General features: G+C 45.4%; 16 protein-coding genes, 1 tRNA gene, 1 pseudogene and 1 CRISPR repeat array. Of the genes and pseudogenes, 6 read left to right on the forward strand and 12 right to left on the reverse strand.

Annotated elements, in window-relative coordinates; genetic code table 11:
- Nucleotides 1-72: 72 nt before the first annotated feature.
- Both TRQ7_RS09795 and TRQ7_RS07245 read left to right on the forward strand, forming a co-directional pair.
- Nucleotides 73-855, forward strand: a pseudogene (locus TRQ7_RS09795) (hypothetical protein); the annotation flags it as partial.
- Between the two features lies 1 nt (nucleotide 856).
- Nucleotides 857-1,222: a type II toxin-antitoxin system RnlB family antitoxin gene (locus TRQ7_RS07245; RefSeq protein ID WP_015919664.1), complete on the forward strand. Its 366-nt coding sequence runs from the start codon at nucleotides 857-859 to the stop codon at nucleotides 1,220-1,222.
- Between the two features lie 216 nt (nucleotides 1,223-1,438).
- Here the strand turns inward: TRQ7_RS07245 and TRQ7_RS07250 are convergent, their stop codons facing one another.
- Nucleotides 1,439-1,876 carry a hypothetical protein gene (locus tag TRQ7_RS07250; protein WP_041844329.1) on the reverse strand — a complete coding sequence of 146 codons (438 nt, stop codon included), beginning with the start codon at nucleotides 1,874-1,876 and terminating at the stop codon, nucleotides 1,439-1,441.
- 374 nt (nucleotides 1,877-2,250) lie between these two features.
- Here TRQ7_RS07250 and TRQ7_RS07255 point away from each other — a divergent pair, with 374 nt between their 5' ends.
- The gene (locus TRQ7_RS07255; protein ID WP_041844330.1) at nucleotides 2,251-2,796 is read left to right on the forward strand and encodes a YkgJ family cysteine cluster protein; all 546 of its coding nucleotides are present in this window, start codon (nucleotides 2,251-2,253) and stop codon (nucleotides 2,794-2,796) included.
- 83 nt (nucleotides 2,797-2,879) lie between these two features.
- Here the strand turns inward: TRQ7_RS07255 and TRQ7_RS07260 are convergent.
- Nucleotides 2,880-2,955: transfer RNA gene (locus tag TRQ7_RS07260), tRNA-Glu, on the reverse strand.
- Nucleotides 2,956-3,048: 93 nt separating this feature from the next.
- On the opposite strand from TRQ7_RS07260, the gene TRQ7_RS07265 reads away from it, so the two are divergent.
- Nucleotides 3,049-3,873: a DMT family transporter gene (locus TRQ7_RS07265; protein ID WP_041844331.1), complete on the forward strand. Its 825-nt coding sequence runs from the start codon at nucleotides 3,049-3,051 to the stop codon at nucleotides 3,871-3,873.
- An 83-nt stretch (nucleotides 3,874-3,956) separates the two neighbouring features.
- Complete coding sequence (locus tag TRQ7_RS09640) at nucleotides 3,957-4,136, forward strand: hypothetical protein (protein ID WP_168098964.1); 180 nt, start codon at nucleotides 3,957-3,959, stop codon at nucleotides 4,134-4,136.
- Between the two features lie 19 nt (nucleotides 4,137-4,155).
- Here the strand turns inward: TRQ7_RS09640 and TRQ7_RS07270 are convergent, their stop codons facing one another.
- The 8 genes from TRQ7_RS07270 to TRQ7_RS07310 form a co-directional block, all read right to left on the reverse strand.
- Nucleotides 4,156-5,310 (reverse strand): acetylornithine transaminase, encoded by a 1,155-nt coding sequence (locus TRQ7_RS07270; RefSeq protein WP_038067649.1) that lies wholly within the window; start codon nucleotides 5,308-5,310, stop codon nucleotides 4,156-4,158.
- Nucleotides 5,311-5,312: 2 nt separating this feature from the next.
- Nucleotides 5,313-6,161 (reverse strand): acetylglutamate kinase, encoded by an 849-nt coding sequence (gene argB / locus TRQ7_RS07275; protein WP_015919671.1) that lies wholly within the window; start codon nucleotides 6,159-6,161, stop codon nucleotides 5,313-5,315.
- Nucleotides 6,158-7,351, reverse strand: coding sequence for a bifunctional glutamate N-acetyltransferase/amino-acid acetyltransferase ArgJ (gene argJ / locus TRQ7_RS07280; RefSeq protein WP_015919672.1), 1,194 nt, complete (start codon nucleotides 7,349-7,351; stop codon nucleotides 6,158-6,160). The genes argB and argJ overlap by 4 nt, the downstream gene beginning before the upstream one ends.
- A 16-nt stretch (nucleotides 7,352-7,367) precedes the next feature.
- Nucleotides 7,368-8,387, reverse strand: a complete 1,020-nt coding sequence (gene argC / locus TRQ7_RS07285) for an N-acetyl-gamma-glutamyl-phosphate reductase (RefSeq protein ID WP_015919673.1) — start codon at nucleotides 8,385-8,387, stop codon at nucleotides 7,368-7,370.
- On the reverse strand, nucleotides 8,384-9,580 hold the full coding sequence (argH, locus tag TRQ7_RS07290) for an argininosuccinate lyase (protein ID WP_041844332.1): 1,197 nt from the start codon (nucleotides 9,578-9,580) through the stop codon (nucleotides 8,384-8,386). Before argH ends, argC begins: the two co-directional genes overlap by 4 nt.
- Entirely contained in the window at nucleotides 9,577-10,806 is a 1,230-nt protein-coding gene (locus tag TRQ7_RS07295) for an argininosuccinate synthase (protein WP_041844333.1), read from the reverse strand. Before TRQ7_RS07295 ends, argH begins: the two co-directional genes overlap by 4 nt.
- A 734-nt stretch (nucleotides 10,807-11,540) precedes the next feature.
- A CRISPR array of direct repeats spans nucleotides 11,541-12,238; the repeat unit is 30 nt; unit sequence GTTTCAATACTTCCTTTGAGGTATGGAAAC.
- Between the two features lie 72 nt (nucleotides 12,239-12,310).
- Nucleotides 12,311-13,081, reverse strand: a complete 771-nt coding sequence (locus TRQ7_RS07305; RefSeq protein ID WP_015919678.1) for an ABC transporter permease — start codon at nucleotides 13,079-13,081, stop codon at nucleotides 12,311-12,313.
- Between the two features lie 4 nt (nucleotides 13,082-13,085).
- Nucleotides 13,086-14,063 (reverse strand): ATP-binding cassette domain-containing protein, encoded by a 978-nt coding sequence (locus tag TRQ7_RS07310; RefSeq protein WP_041844334.1) that lies wholly within the window; start codon nucleotides 14,061-14,063, stop codon nucleotides 13,086-13,088.
- Nucleotides 14,064-14,213: 150 nt separating this feature from the next.
- On the opposite strand from TRQ7_RS07310, the gene TRQ7_RS09725 reads away from it, so the two are divergent.
- Complete coding sequence (locus TRQ7_RS09725) at nucleotides 14,214-14,357, forward strand: hypothetical protein (protein WP_162828739.1); 144 nt, start codon at nucleotides 14,214-14,216, stop codon at nucleotides 14,355-14,357.
- On the opposite strand, the gene TRQ7_RS07315 is transcribed toward TRQ7_RS09725, so the two are convergent.
- Together TRQ7_RS07315 and TRQ7_RS07320 are read right to left on the reverse strand one after the other, a co-directional pair.
- A complete protein-coding gene (locus TRQ7_RS07315; RefSeq protein ID WP_015919681.1) occupies nucleotides 14,338-15,258 on the reverse strand; it encodes a hydroxypyruvate reductase in 921 nt (306 codons plus the stop codon). The two genes, TRQ7_RS09725 and TRQ7_RS07315, sit on opposite strands and share 20 nt — an antisense overlap.
- Nucleotides 15,259-15,263: 5 nt before the next feature.
- Nucleotides 15,264-16,418, reverse strand: coding sequence for a serine-pyruvate aminotransferase (locus tag TRQ7_RS07320; RefSeq protein ID WP_041844335.1), 1,155 nt, complete (start codon nucleotides 16,416-16,418; stop codon nucleotides 15,264-15,266).
- Nucleotides 16,419-16,514 lie beyond the last annotated feature (96 nt).

Below are 16,514 nucleotides of genomic sequence, written 5' to 3' on the forward strand. Positions count from 1 at the left end.
GAATTGCAGAAAGCCATTGAAAAATCGAAGGAATACACCATTAACACTGAGGTATCGATAAATATGGATCAGAAACACTTTGAGCTGTTGCTTCAGTATTTAGAGGAAGAAGGATATCATCCTGAGCAATCCATAAGACCCTCTCAAAGGATAGTAATGGTAAAAGTAAAAAACAAATATTTTAAAGAAGAACTCACTCTCACATATTACATGAATACCGGCAATTTGCAGATACAAGGAAAAGCCCATGACGTGTTTAAGAATGTCCAATTGTTCCTATCAGAATTCGAGAGTGCTGAAAGATATAAAAACTTCATCAAGCGTATATATGGAATAGAAGATGAACGCAGGCTTGAGGAAACTTTGAACAGAGTAACCAAAGGAGCATATGGATCTGAATTAATATCTGAAGCGTTAAAGAACGAACTGTTAACAGCGTATTTGGCTTACCTTGAAGAACCTACCATGCCCTTCAGAGATTTTTCTTTATACCTAGTACCATCGGTACGCGTGTTGGAAGCATTCATAGAAATGGGACTACAAATGATAACGGGAAAAATAGAAAAGATTAATAGAATCGGAGATTTTTTCAAATGGAGCAAGAAAGACAATTCATACAAAATCAGACCAGATTGTATTGCAAATTATAACCTGGGCGATCTCCTATCCGTCTTAGAGAAGTGCTACAATTTCTACCACGATTACAGACATGCCTATGTTCACGCATCGTCCTTAGAAGGACACACTTCCATTATTCCTGAAAAATCTCAAGTAGATGATCTAATAAAGCGAGCTCTGGAATTGATAGGAGACCTTTTTGAGAAATATGAAAGATCAGTTAGGCAGGTGAAATGATATGAGATTCAAAATCTTCGTAACGGATATGGATTATAAGTACTTTGTCATTATGCTTACTGTAGAGAAACCTTTCGATTTATTGAAAGAAATCACAGGGAAACTAAGAAGACTCGGAAAAGGGGAAGGAAAGGTATTATTCGATACCACCCTTGGAAATCTTAACAAACAGGAGAGATACATAGAAGCCTATTTTGACGGTGAAAAGATAGACGTTTCCTCTTTTAAAGTGGTTAAAGAGCCTCCTGAATATTACCTCAGAAAAAGCTTTGAATATCTGTCCAGAAATTATAGCAAATATGTTGAAAGAAGTCTTCTCACTTCTGCAGAAAAGTTCAGGTACAAGAATCGAATATTCACACGATAAACAAACTTAATATAATCGTGGGAAATTCCTTCTCTTCTGTGCCTCAGCCACACTGCCCCGTCCTGCCGTTTCTCATCCACGGGAGTTCATCAGTACCGCCAGAAAGAGGGAAAGCAAAGCAAAGCAAATTGTGATGGAGCAGACGTAAAGGGATCGTTTGTGGTATTCTTGTGTTGGAATTGCTTCGAAATAGGTGAAGAGGAAGGGGCAGTAGGCTTACTGAACCTTTACGAGGTCAATTGTTTGGTTTTCGCCTATGATTGTGATTCTACCAGAGGCGTAGACACCTTGGCTTGTTGCAGTTACAGTTTGACCTGTTGTTGGATCAGTTAGAGTTACTGTGATTACAATGTTCCCGCCTGAAGTTATTGTACCCGTCATGGGCAAAAAGAATTGTATTCCTGAAGAGAGTTCTACACCACCAAATAGTCCTGTGAAGGTTGAACCATTCTGGTTTTCAACGATCATAACATACTTGCCATATGTGTCTGGTGTTCCATCATAGTTTATGTCTATTGGAAAAGTAGAAGTGCTTTCCCATCTTCCCACGATGTTTGGTATAGAAGAGGAAGAAGACCCACCTGAAGCTACACAACCACTAACAAGTGCCAGAGCAACTGACACTGCCACGAAAAACAGAAGAAGCCTTCTCATTCTCACACCTCCACTTCTCCCTTGATAAGCCCCTTCCCCAGTAGTATTTTATAACCAAACTTTCTGGTTTTGTTCTCTTGCCTTCCCTTTTTTCCGAACTGCCAGCGCAGTTTTTCAAGGACGTTTCAGGCAAGTCTTTCGATTTTTCTCAGTTCTACCACAGCACACCTTATTATGTTTTCATCAACTCATAATCCCTGGGATGATCATGAAATCGATATGATCTTCTCCACTCTGTCCCTCAGAAAAAGTGCCATTCCTGCTTTTGTGGGGTGATGGAAGTTTTATTTTTTTCTTGATCTTAACACTTCCTTTTTCTTTCCTTTTCTAAGTTAGCCTTTGTTTGTTACCTCAACTGGATATAGATACTCTCTGTGAAGAGGCTGGAAGAACTGGCTATCAAAGTGATGGAGCTGTATCGGGAACTGGAAAACATCCAGAGAGGACTTCCTTCCTGCAACGGGTGCAGGGAGTGTTGTGATACTCCCTCCATCAATATCGAAGCCACGATCCTTGAGTTTCTTCCCCTGGCGATACATCTTCTGAAGGAAGGTTCCATAGAAAGGTGGCTGAAAATCCTTGAAACCACCGATGAATCAGGCCGGTGCGTGCTCTTCGATCCTCGTTCTGAACAAGGTGGGTGCTCTTATCATTCTTTCAGGCCTCTTGTTTGCAGACTGTTTTCTGGAAGCTACATCTTGAGGAAGGGGAGACCAGAGGTGTGGGCTTGCAGATACCTGAAACCACAGCTGACCAACCTTTCTGAAAGCCTTCCTGAATGTCAGAAAGTTCACTCGAAGTTGCTCTCCATCGATTTCTTCCTTGCACAGGAAAAATACCCTATAAACATTGCTTTCAAAAAGGCCCTGGAATACACCTGTGTTTCTCTTTTCCCGGAGCTCAGATACAAAGGAGCCTGATACAAAAAATTGTGACCAGTAAAAAAACAAAAGGGATGCCAAATGTTGGCATCCCCCTATCAGGCCAAAAGCCGTAAAATGCCTGGCGCCCCCAAGGGGATTCGAACCCCTGCCTCTGGCTTGAAAGGCCAGTGTCCTAGGCCGCTAGACGATGGGGGCAAAGAACGTGCACCAGAAAGAAATATACTATAAAATGGGAAACAGTTCAAGAGGTCTTGATCGTAAATATACTGTTAAGAAGGATGTGAAACATTGAGGCCGGCTTTTTATCTTTTGCTCAGCGTCTTAATTGCTTCTTTTTCCGGTGTACTTGCGAAGATCTCAACTCTTTCCCCACAAACCATTGCCTTCTACAGGGTATTCATTGCCTCTTTTCTGTTTCTTTTGATCGCAAAAAAACCCAGATTTTTTCCTTTACAGGATGAGATGTTTTCAGCCCTTGCTGGTTTCTTTCTTGCGATGCACTTTCGTTTCTGGATAGCAGCCTTTGATTATACCACCGTGGCCGGAGCCGTGATACCACTGATGTTGCAACCTGTTGTCACGGGTTTTCTTTCGTATCTTCTCTACAGAGAAATACCCACACTGCAGCAGTTCGTCACAGGATCGATCGTTGTAATCGGTGTTCTGATCTCCGCTCTTGGAAATGAGAAGTTTTCTGATGCTACCAGAGGAGATTGGCTGGCGATCACTGGCACTCTTTTTCTCTGTGGCTATCTTGTTCTTGGAAGAAAGCTGAACCAGAGGATGGGGAGCCTCGCATTCAGTTTGAGAACACACGCTGTGGCTTCGATCGTTCTTTTTGCGCTCTCTTTCCCTTCTTTTGAGATCGTACCGTTGAGAGAATGGTTCATACTGTTAGCTCTGGGGGCGGGATGTTCTTTCCTGGGATACCTGTTCATAAATATTTCACTCAAAAATTTTCCCTCGAGTGTTGTGAGCATGGCACTGGTTGGTGAGACCTCCCTTTCCATGCTGTGGGCATATCTGCTTTTGGGCGAAGTTTTGGGTGTTTTCCAGGTTGCAGGATTTGTGATTTCCACAGCTGGTCTTGTCTTATTTCTTCTAAAAGCTTGAAATAAAGCGAATAAAGTATTAGAATATACTAAAAAAGCGAAGCGAAGACCCACAAGATCTAGTAACTCTCATGAGGGGGTGGCTTGATGCCGTATATATATAGATGCACAAAATGCGGGGCCATATACTACTCTGCAACGTCCATAGAATATCAGCTGAACAAAAACTGCGAAAAATGTGGTGGAGAATTAGAACAGTTAGGGGAAGAAGGGGAACTGATGAAGAAAGAAGAAGAAAAAGAGAAGGAAGATAGAAAGAAATGAGGGAGGCAACGCCTCCCTTTCAAATTTCCTGGAGCACCTCTTCCAGGATCCTGAGGGCTGTATCGATCTCCCCGTACTCGACGGTCAGCGGAGGAAGGAGTCTCACCGTGTTGTTTCCGGCCGGAACCACAAGCAGTCCCTTCTCAAAGCACTTCATTGCAACATTTTTGTTCTCCACACCGGAAAATTGAATCCCTATCATCAATCCCATACCACGAACATCTTCCACCGCGCTGTACTTTTCTTTCATTCTGGAAAGTTTTTCCAGAAGGTACCTTCCCTTCCTGTCCACTTCGTCCAGAAAACCTTCCTTCGTCAGCTCTTTCATCACCGTGACACCTGCTCTGCATGCGAGCGGATTTCCGCCGAACGTGGTGCCGTGATCTCCCGGCTCCAGCACGTTTGCCTTTTCGTTTACAACGACCGCTCCTATGGGGACACCTCCACCGAGTCCCTTCGCAACGGTGAGGATGTCGGGTGTCACTCCGTACTTCTGATAGGCAAAGAGTTTTCCCGTTCTTCCCATTCCACACTGAACTTCATCGAAGACGAGCAAAATGTCGTACTCGTCACACAGTCTTCTTGCTTCTTCGAGAAATTCTTTCGTTGCCGGAATGATACCACTTTCTCCCTGGATGGGTTCAAGAAAGATGGCACAGACCTCGTCCGATACCTTTTTTCTCAGGTCTTCAATGTTGTTGAACTCAAAGTAGTCAAAACCCGGAACGAGTGGCTCGAATGGTTTCTGATACTTGGGCTGTCCGGTTGCGGTGAGAGAGCCAAGCGTTCTTCCATGGAAAGAGTTTCGAGCCGAGAGGATCTTGAACTTCTTTTCGCTTTTCATCTTTCCGTACTTTCTTGCGATCTTTATTGCCGCTTCGTTCGCTTCCGTTCCCGTGTTGGCAAAGAACACCTTTCCACCGAACGTGTTCTTTGAGAGGAGTTCTGCAAGCTCCATCTGTGGAAGGTTCCAGTAGAGGTTGGAACAGTGAATCAGTTTTTCTGCCTGGTCCTTTATCGCTTTTACGAGTTCCGGATGGGAGTGACCAAGTACGTTCACGGCTATGCCCGAGGTGAAGTCAAGGTACGCCTTCCCATTGATGTCATAAACCCACGATCCTTTTCCGTAAACAAGCGTTACAGGGAACCTGTTGTAGGTGTTCATGAGAAACATCTTCATCCCTCCGATTCTTTGATCATGGTACCTATTCCCTTTCGACTGAATATCTCAAGCAAGATAGCGTGTTCCAGTCCGCCGTTTATGATGTGTACCGCGCCGACACCCTCTCTCACAGCAGAGATTGCACACTCCACCTTTGGAATCATCCCACCTGTTACGACACCGTCTTTTATAAGGTTTTCTGCCTCCTCTGGGGTCAGGGTGGAAAGAAGCTTTCCATCTTTCAGGACACCGTCAACATCCGTGAGGAGGATGAGCTTTTCTGCCATCAGGCTTTTTGCGATCTCTGCGGCAGCGGTGTCTGCGTTTATGTTGTACGAGTGACCGTCTTCTCCTATTCCAACGGGTGCGATCACAGGGATGTAGTCGTTCTCTATGAGTGCGTGGAGTATTTCCGGGTTGACCTGTTTCACCTTTCCGACGAATCCTAAGTCACCGTATTTTGTTTCCTTTTCGGCCACGATGAGTTTTGAATCTTTTCCACATATGCCGACTGCTCGTCCTCCGTGAAGGTTTATGTTCATGACTATCTCCTTGTTTATCTTTCCAACGAGCACCATCTCCACGATTTCCATCGTCCTCTCATCCGTCACCCTGTGGCCGTTTTTGAAGACGGGTTCTATGCCGAGTTCTTTCATCATCTGAGAGATGGCAGGACCTCCCCCATGGACGATGACAGGTTTTATACCCGTGTACTTCAGAAGGATTATATCCTGTATGAAGGCTTTTTTTGCCTTTTCTTCCTTCATAGCACTGCCACCGAACTTTATAACGAACGTTTTTCCGTAGAACTCCTTTATGTAAGGAAGCGCTTCAAGAAGAACGTTGACGGTGTCGATTCTCATGTCCTGTACCTCCCGTTTATTTCCACGTATTTTTCAGTCAGATCACATCCCCAGGCTCTTGCAAGTTCTTTTCCCTGCTTCATATCGAGGATGATTTTCACCTTCTTTTCGCTCAGTATCTTCTTTGCTGTATCTTCGTCAAAATCCACTCCCTGGCCGTTCTCTGCCACCTTTATTCTACCGGCTGCGCTTTCGAAGAAAAGGTCGAGTCTGTCCGGATCGAACTGTGCACCGGAGTACCCCGCGGCCGCTATCACCCTTCCCCAGTTTGCATCTTCACCGTAGATGGCTGTCTTCACAAGATTCGAAGAGACGATCGCCCGTGCAATCAAACGAGCAGAGTTTCTGTCCGGGGCGTTTCTCACTTCCACTTCTATCACCTTTGTGGCTCCCTCTCCATCCTCCACAATTTTTTCCGCAAGGACCTGGTTGACTTCGTGTACGGCCTCATAAAGCTTCCAGAAACCATCGGTTTCCTCCTGAATGGGTGCGTTTCCTGCAAGTCCATTTGCGAGTATGATCACCATGTCGTTTGTGCTTGTATCACCGTCGACATCGATCATGTTGTAGGAATCGTCGACAGAGATCTTCAGAAGTTTTTTCAGAGCATCCTCAGAAACATTCGCATCGGTCGTTATGAAAGAGAGCATCGTCGCCATGTTGGGATGTATCATACCGGAGCCCTTTGCTATTCCAAGGACGGTGATCTCTTTCCCTTCTATCGTCACTTTTTTGCTGTGGATCTTTATCTTCGTGTCCGTTGTCATGATGGCCTCTGCAAAGGGAACAGGGTCTTTCGAGAGGTTCTTCACCGCCTCTTCAATCCCCGACTCCACTTTTTCCATTGGAAGTTGAACACCTATCACTCCTGTTGAAGACACAAGGACGCTTTCAACGGGGATGTTCAGTTCTTTTGCCGTTTTCTCCGCCATCCTTCTTGCGTTGATCATTCCCTGTTCTCCCGTGCAGGCGTTCGCTACACCGCTGTTCACGGTAATCGCTCTGATTCCAGAAGGATTTTTCCCCAGAATCTCCATGTCGTAGATCACGGGTGCAGCCTTCACAACGTTCGTGGTGAAAACCCCGGCGGCGGTGCAGGGCACTTCAGAGAAGATGATACCGAGGTCTTTCCTTTTTCTCTTTATTCTGCAGTGTACTCCCGCGTAGCTGAATCCCCTCGGAACGAACACTTCTTTCCAACCCCTTTCATGGGTATATGGGAAGAGATTCCAGTCCTTCCGTTTCTTTTAGATCGAACATGATGTTCATGTTCTGAATCGCCTGACCCGATGCCCCCTTCACGAGGTTGTCTATGGCACTCATCAGAATGAGCGTTCCGGTTCTCTCTTCCAGCTGCATTCCTATGAAAACGTGGTTCGAACCGTAGCACCACTTCGTCGATGGAAACACCCCTAAAGGTAATACATGCACAAAAGGCTCTCCAGCGTAAAACTCCTGGTAGATTCTGTGGATCTTTTCCAGAGAAGCATTCGTTTTCACGTAGATTGTGGAGAGGATTCCTCGCGTCATGGGAACAAGATGCGGTGTGAAGATCACTTTCACATCCTTTCCGGCTATCTTCTTTAGTTCTTGCTCCATCTCCGGAACGTGTCTGTGCTTTGCCACATTGTAGGGCCTCAGGTTTTCGTTCACCTCGGAGAAGGTGTAGTCGAGTGTTTCTTTTCTTCCTGCCCCTGACACACCCGATTTTGAATCGACAACGATCGTGTCAACTTCCACGATACCTGACTTCAGGGCCGGAGTGAGGGCAAGGATCACGCTCGTAGGGTAACACCCCGGGTTTCCCACAATTCTGGCGTTTTTTATCGAGTCCCTGTAAAGTTCAGGAAGGCCGTATACTCTTTCTGTGCTGTTGTAGTCTTCAAGTTTGTTTCCGTACCACTCCGCGTAAGTGTTCGGGTCGTCGAAACGAAAGTCCGCACCGAGATCGATGATTTTCACGTTTTGAAGTTCCATGGCGAGTCTGTAACTGACACCCGCGGGAAGGGCGGTGAACACCACATCACAGCTTTCTGATATCTTTCTGGAATCGAAGTCTTCCAGAACGGCCTCTTCGAGCGTGGACGGATACACCTCCATCATCTTCTTTCCGGCGTACGTTCTGGAGGACATGTAAACGATCTTTGCAGAAGGATGTTTTTTCAAAAGTCTGAAGAGTTCGATCCCCGTGTAACCTGTGGCTCCCACTATGCCGACTCTGATCAATCCTTTTCCCTCCCGTATTTTTCTGCCACCATTCTGTAGGCGTCACGGAACGGAATACCTTTTTTCACGAGTTCGTATACCCTGTGGGTTGCAAGAACTTCCTCGGTAATACTATCTTCGGATTTTTCCCTGTCTACTTCAATGCGGTCAAAAATTATTTTCATTATTCTTAAGATATTCTTAACGACATCTATTGACTCTATCACCGGCTTTTTCAGAAGCTGAAGATCTCTGTGGTATCCAAGTATCAGGTTCGACGGAAGCGAAACGGCCATCACCATTCTGGAAACAACGAAGTGATGGTATGCCCTCACAAGCTCTAAGGGATCTGGGTTTATTTTGTGTGGCATGATGGAACTTCCCGTACAGAGCTCCTTTGGAAGTTTCAAGAATCCGATCTCTGGAAGAGAAAAGAAGATGATGTCGGAGGCAAACCTGTTCAGATCGTACGAGATTTGAGAAAGAACGTGGAGGAGAAGGTATTCGAACTTTCCTCTGCTGTTCTGTGTGTAGATGGGATTCCACTGAACTCTGGAAAATCCCAGTTCTTTCGCCGTGAACTCTCTGTCCACTTCTATCGGGACTCCATATCCGGCACCCGTTCCGAGCGGAGATTGATCGATTATGTCGTACACCGTCTCGAGGAGTTTCAGATCGTCCTGGAGGGCATCTTTGAGTGCACCCGCCCACGTTGCAAAATCGGTTGGCATTGCCTTCCTGGTGTGGGTGAAGCCGGCAAATTTTATCTGTCCGAACCTTTCGATGAATCCGTCCAGACTTTTTTGTAGTTCGACAACCAGATCTTTTATCTTTTTCAGTTCATCTTTGTACATCAGTCTCAGGGCGGTGAGCACCTGATCGTTCCTGGAGCGCGCTGTGTGGATCTTTTTTCCTGTCTCTCCCAGTTTCTTCACAAGGAAGTTTTCTATAGCGGTGTGGCAGTCTTCGTCTTCGGGTTTTATCTGGAACTTTCCTTCTTCCACAAGATGGAGAAGTTCGTTGAGGGCTTCTTCTATCTTTTTCTGCTCTTCCTGTGTTAGAAGTCCCGTTCGCTGAAGCATTTTCGAATGAACGATGGAAGCCTTTATATCGTACTTTATGATTCTCATATCAACGATGTAGTCGTCCCCCACCGTGAACTTTTCCACTTCTTCATCGACTGTGTAGCCTTTTTCCCAGAGTTTCTCGCTCATTTTTCGTACCCCTTTTTTGTTAGTCTGTACACCTTGAGCCTGAGGGCATGGATGTTGATGAAACCTTTTGAATCTGTTGCATCGAAGCCTCCTTCAACGTCCATGCTGGAGAGTTCCGGGTTGTACAGCGAACACGGTGAGTATCTTGCAACGGGCATGACATTACCTTTGTACACCGACACGATCACCTTCCCCGTCACGTTTTCCTGGGATTTTTTGAAGGCTGCAAGCAGAAACTCCATCTCCGGTGAGAACCAGAACCCGTTGTAGATGAGTTCGGAAAATTTAGGTGCGAGCATGTCGCGAAGGTGCATCACTTCTTTGTCCATCGTGATTCCCTCAAGATCTCTGTGGGCGATCCACAAAATGGTGGCACCGGGTGTTTCGTAAACACCCCTTGACTTTATTCCGATGAATCTGTTTTCCACCATGTCGAGCCTTCCCACACCGTTTTTTGCACCGATCTCGTTGAGGTATTCGAAGAGTTCGAGTGGATCGGTTTTTTCTGTTCCATCTTTTAGGTTCACGACCTTCACCGGCACACCCTTTTCGAAATGAATCTCAAGGAGTGTCTCTTCATCCGGTGCCTCTTTTGGAGACACAGTCCATGTGAAGACATCTTCGTCGGGTATGTACATGGGATCTTCTAACTTTCCTGCCTCGTGGGATATGTGCATGAGATTTTCGTCCTCGCTGTATGGTCTTTTCTTGGAAACTTTAACAGGGATACCCTTTTCCCTGGCATAGTTTATCAGATCGGTCCTTCCTTTGAATCTGGAGAGAAACTCCGGATCTTTCCATGGTGATATCACTTTGAGATTTGGATTCAAAGCGGCGTAGGTGAGTTCGAATCTCACCTGATCGTTTCCTTTCCCTGTGGCACCGTGTGCGACGTATTGGGCTCCTTCTTTTTCTGCTATTTCGACCTGCCTTTTTGCGATGAGAGGTCGAGCGATCGCTGTTCCAAGAAGATACCTTCCCTCGTAGAGAGCGTTGCCAAGAAGGGCAGTGAATATGTAGTTTGTGACAAACTCTCTTCGGAGGTCTTCGATGTAGACTTTTGAAGCACCTGTTTTCAGGGCCTTTTCCTTTATGGCCTCGAAATCATCCTTCTGTCCCACGTTTGCCACATAGGCAATCACTTCAAAACCTTTTTCGCAGAGCCACTTCAAAATAACGGAAGTGTCCAGTCCTCCACTGTATGCAAGGACAACCTTTTCTTTCATAGAAAACCCTCCCTGTAATTCTTGATAGCATAATTATAGAATTTTCTGTCCTGATTTTTATGACGTGTTTTTTCACTGTAATTTTCATTTTTGTAAATACGATGGATTACATATTGTTTTCTGAATAAGGAATATCAATTACAATCTACCCACTGTTCGCATCTCATGTTAGAAATAGTTTTGTTGTACAGAAGTAATCATATTTTATTCACTAAACCAGGGTAAGTTCCATTTATTCACAAGGTGGGTGGTAATTGTAACTGGCATGGAAAGAAGGGTACGGAGTATGCAATTACCGGTAACGAAAAAATTCATGCGGGTTTGAGAGAGGTGATGTATGCAAGAGAAAGGGAATAATGAGCAAGAAAGTGAAACAGAATATGAGAATATGTCTTCATCTATCATCATATATCTATCATGAATAAAGAAACCACACACTTAGTCTCTAACCTTTTAAGGGGGACCTTTTTGAACAAACTTGTGAAAACAGGAACTAGACGGTTTTCCCTTGAAACACTCCAAAATGCCCTGACCTAGGTTAGGATAATTTATCTTTTGATTTTGTCTTTCTTTAGGCTTTTCATTGACTATGCAATTATTCCATTTTTCCAAACAGTACTTGACTGGGTCTTTCTGTGTGTTAGAATCACCTGTGATGAAATATCCTCTGTATGTTCCCATATACTCTTGCTTTTTGATATGCTTTGTGGTATAATTTCCTTGAAATCCATCGGGTTTCAATACTTCCTTTGAGGTATGGAAACGGCACTAACTGACCTACTTCCCAGTGCTCGTGTACAAGTTTCAATACTTCCTTTGAGGTATGGAAACTCCTTACGTTGACTTTTTCCCAGAGCTCTTTGTCAAGTTTCAATACTTCCTTTGAGGTATGGAAACGAGACATTCAGAAATTTCAGTATTTCAAGATCAAAATGTTTCAATACTTCCTTTGAGGTATGGAAACATCTCGATGCTAGAATTGTTAAGACGCATATGCAAATTTAGTTTCAATACTTCCTTTGAGGTATGGAAACTGACCGCCAAAGACGTCGACCATCCGGACTGAAAACGTTTCAATACTTCCTTTGAGGTATGGAAACCCATTTCTGATCTCCTTCACAAACTCAACCTTCACCAGTTTCAATACTTCCTTTGAGGTATGGAAACTAAAGGATTTTGATGGAGACGAAAGAATTATTCAGTGTTTCAATACTTCCTTTGAGGTATGGAAACCAATAATTGCATTCACCACAATCTTCTTGAGGTTCTTGGTTTCAATACTTCCTTTGAGGTATGGAAACCCTACATCGCACAGGCAACGATAGAAGGAGCACACAGTTTCAATACTTCCTTTGAGGTATGGAAACTGAATATACCAGAGTATCAGGAGGTCGTCGTATTCGTTTCAATACTTCCTTTGAGGTATGGAAACGAAGTATGAAAACCACCCAAAAACAAAAAAGGCGGGGAAATTCCCGCCTCTGTTTATTCTGAAAGATCGTTTTCAACTTATCCTTGCCCTTTCGAAACTCTCTGTTGCAAGAAGAAGTCCCACGACCATCAGTATGCTCAAAATGCCCCAGTCCATTCCAAAGGAAAACTTCATCACGTGTGATCCAACCAGGTAACCTCTTGAGGCATCGACCGCATAGGTCAGTGGGTTGATGTAGGCGATCGCTTTCATCCAGTTCGGCATGGAGTCTATCGGATACATGGCTCCGCTCAGGAATATCAGAGGCATCATCAGTGTCATCATTATCATCTGAAAACCCTCTGTGCTTTCCATTTTCAGGGCGAGTGCTATGCCAAAGCTGGCGATCGTAACGGACATGAGGAAACCGACGATGAGAGCCGGTATCAGACCGGAGATCTTCAGGTTCTCCGCCAGAAAGTACGTGAAAAACAGAATTATAAACCCCTGAAGTACCGTGACAAGGCCATCACCGATGATTCTTCCCATTACGCTGAGTCTCCTCGAAGAGGGTGCCACCAGAACTTCCTTGAAAAAACCAAACTGTTTGTCCCATATCAGACTCACACCACTGATGAAGCTCATGTTGAATATGGTCATGGCAAATATACCGGGTGCAAGGTACGTGAGATAATCCACTCCTCCGAACATCATCCTTGCCCAGGGATTGTCAAAAACCTTGCTCCAGCCAAGCCCGAAGAAGACGAGCCATATCAGAGGGTTTATGATCATACCTATCACACGGGATCGAGACCTCACAAACCTGATCAGCTGTCTGTACACCATGGTCACGAAGGCAGCCACGATTTCACCTCCTCATTCTCATCCTTGCGACGGCTTTGAAGAAGTTTTCCGGCCCTTCCTCTCTGAGTTCTCTTCCCGTCAAATGCAAAAAGACATCGTTCAGGGTGGGTTTGTGGTAGGTGATCTCTTCTATCTTCAGTCCTTTTTGCTGGGCAAGTTCAAATATCTTCGGGATGGCTCTGCTTGAGTTTTCAACGTTCAATTCCAGCCTTCCGTCGGAGAGTTTCTTACATGCTTTTATGAATTCACCATCGAGGCAGTCCACAGGGTCAGAAAACTTCACGTAGATGATCTCTTTTCCAACCATCTGTTTCAATTCATCGGGACTTCCAAGGGCAATGATCTTTCCGTGGTCTATTATCGCCACCCTGTCTGCGAGTTGCTCGGCCTCGTCCATGTAGTGTGTGGTGAGGAATATCGTCATGTTGTGCTCTTTCTTCATCTTCGATATGTACTCCCATATGTGGGCCCTTGTGTGCGGGTCAAGACCGATGGTGGGCTCGTCAAGAAAGAGTATTTCAGGCTCATGAATGAGAGATCTTGCGATCTCTAGTCTTCTTGTCATTCCTCCACTGAAGGTCTTCACAGGTTTGTCTTTGAACTCCAGCAGTTCTACAAATTCAAGAAGTTCAAGGATCCTCTTTTTCAGTTTTTCACCACCGTATCCGTATATTCTTCCGTGGATGTACATGTTTTCGTAGGCGGTGAGTTCTCTGTCGATTGATTGATCCTGAAAGACGATGCCTATCTTTTTGCGGACCTCCCTGGGTTCTTTCAAAACGTCGTGGCCAGCAACCCATGCCTTTCCGTCCGTTGGCTTCAGAAGGGTGGTGAGTATGTGTATGGTGGTGGTTTTTCCTGCGCCGTTTGGCCCAAGAAACGCAAAGATCTCTCCTTTTTTGACGGAAAAAGAGATTCCTTTCACTGCTTCGAAGTCTCCGAACTTTTTGACGAGATTTTCTACCACGATCACGTCTTCCATCTTTTCACCTCCAAGGTGAACAGAAAGTATCTACAAATATATCGATAGATATATCTTTGAAACCTGGATTTGATTGTAAAATATATTTCTGGGTCTGTCAAGTTGAACCTGACACGGAAAAGATCGATCTATAGAGACGGAGGGAGTAATATGGAAAGGATCAGGGATTTTTTCATCCTGATTTTCTGTGTTGTGCTCTTTCTCTACGAGATAACGTCTTTGAGTATGAAGGTGATCTTCAAAAGAAAAAAAAGCCGGGAGACAGCTCCCGGCCTCAGATCCCAAGCTCTCTGAAAATCTTCTCCACAAGTTCTTTTCCGACTCTTTTCTGGGCTTCCGCTGTGGAGGCTCCTATGTGTGGAGTTGCCACAACGTTGTCCAGGCTGAGCAGTTTCCTTCTAAGTTCGTCGCTGGGTGGTTCCACCTCGAAGACATCAAGACCTGCCGCGTACACCTTTCCGCTCACAAGTGCTTCATAGAGTGCTTCCTCGTCGATCGTTCCTCCTCGTGAGGTGTTGACTATTATCACTCCATCCTTCATCTTGGAAATGGTATCTTTGTTTATCATGTGCTTTGTCGATTCGATGAGAGGAACGTGTAAAGAGATGAAGTCGCTCTCTTTCAAAAGTGTGTCCAGATCCACGTATTCAACAGGAAGATCTGTTTTTGGTCTAGCAGGGTCATACGCTATGACTCTCATACCAAATCCCAGGGCTCTTCTGGCAACTTCCTGACCGATGTTTCCAAATCCAATGAGTCCGAGTGTCTTTCCGAGGAGTTCTTTTCCTTTCAGGATTTTCTTTTCCCACTTGCCTTCCTTCAAGGATATGGTGGCTTTCGCTATGTGGCGGGCACAGGCGAGCATGAGGCCAATGGCAAGTTCCGCGACGGATGGTGCACTTGCCCCCGGCGTGTTGAGAATTTTTATTCCCTTCTCTTTTGCCTTCTGAACGTCTATGTTATCGAGACCGATTCCAGCCCTTGCGATGATCTTCAGGTTTTTTCCAGCTTCTATGATGTCCGATGTGACCTTCGTGGCGCTTCTCACAACAAGAACATCCACTTCGGAGATTGTTTTCAGAAGTTCTTCTTTTTCTAGGTGCCTTGATGTGACCGTCAGTTCTTCTTTTTCCATTAAGAGTTTTGTAGCCTCTTCATCGAGTGGATCGTTCACATGTACCCTGTACTTTGCCATTCACATCACTCCCCGATGAATTCTTTCGCAAAGATCGTCTCAGCAGCCTTCACACCCGCACCGAGTTCGAGGTCGTATCCAAGTTCCTTCAAGGTGAACTCAAGAGCAGCGATCGCTGTGATGGTATCGAACGGCGACATGTATCCCAGATGGGCTATCCTGAAGATTTTCCCCTTGAGCTTTGCCTGGCCCCCGGCGATGGTTACACCGTACTTGTCCCTCATGATCTTGGGGATCTGTTTTCCATCGATACCGGCGGGTACCTTAACGGCCGTCACCACGTTTCCAGGTCTTTTGGAGAGAAGTTCAAGGCCAAGCGCTTTCACGGCTGATCTTGTTGCCTCACCGAGCACTCTATGTCTTTCCCAGACGTTTTCAATTCCTTCTTCTTTGATCATTTTGAGGGACTTCCTCAGCATGTATATCATGTTGACCGCTGGAGTGTACGGGTTGTCCGGGTAAGACTTTCTATAGGCTCTCAGATCGAAGTAGTATCTTGGAGATTTTGATTTTTCCACGAGTTCCCATGCCTTATCGTTGAGGGAAATGAGGGCAAGACCGGGAGGAAGCATCAGACCTTTCTGTGAACCCGTGACGACCACGTCCACGCCCCATTCATCCATCTTCAGTGGTTCAGCACCGAGGGCGCTGACAGCGTCCGTTACAAGAACCACATTCTTTTCTCTTGTTACTCTCGCTATTCCCTCAAGGTCTATGACCGTTCCCGTGGATGTTTCACTGTAGGTGGTGAACACAACTTTCGCATCGGGATTCCTGTTGAGGGTATCCTCTATTTGTTCAGGAGTGACGGCTTCTCCCCATTCAAGTGAAATTTCAACGATGTTCGCACCGTAAGACTGGCAGAGTTCCTTCCATCTTTCTCCGAACTTTCCAGCGACGACAACGATCACTTTGTCCCCAGGACTCACGAGGTTTGCAACGGCAGCCTCCATGGCTCCTGTTCCCGTCGAGGCGAAAGCGTAGACGTTGTTCTTCGTCTGAAAGAGATACTTGGCATCCTCAAGAGTCTCTTCCATTATGGAGACGAACTGTGGTGTTCTGTGGTGTATTGTTTCCTTCGCACCTTCTGTTAAAATATCGTTTGGGACTGGTGTTGGACCGGGTGCCATTATGTAGTGCTTTTTGAGAAACTTTCCCATGGAACTCCCCCTTTCCAGGATGGTGGTGCTTGTTATTTTTTTAACTAATTATACCACCGGTATTTTTACAAATCAGTGAAGCATATTTATCAAAAG

It is taken from the genome of Thermotoga sp. RQ7 (genome assembly GCF_000832145.1).
Lineage (GTDB): Bacteria > Thermotogota > Thermotogae > Thermotogales > Thermotogaceae > Thermotoga > Thermotoga neapolitana.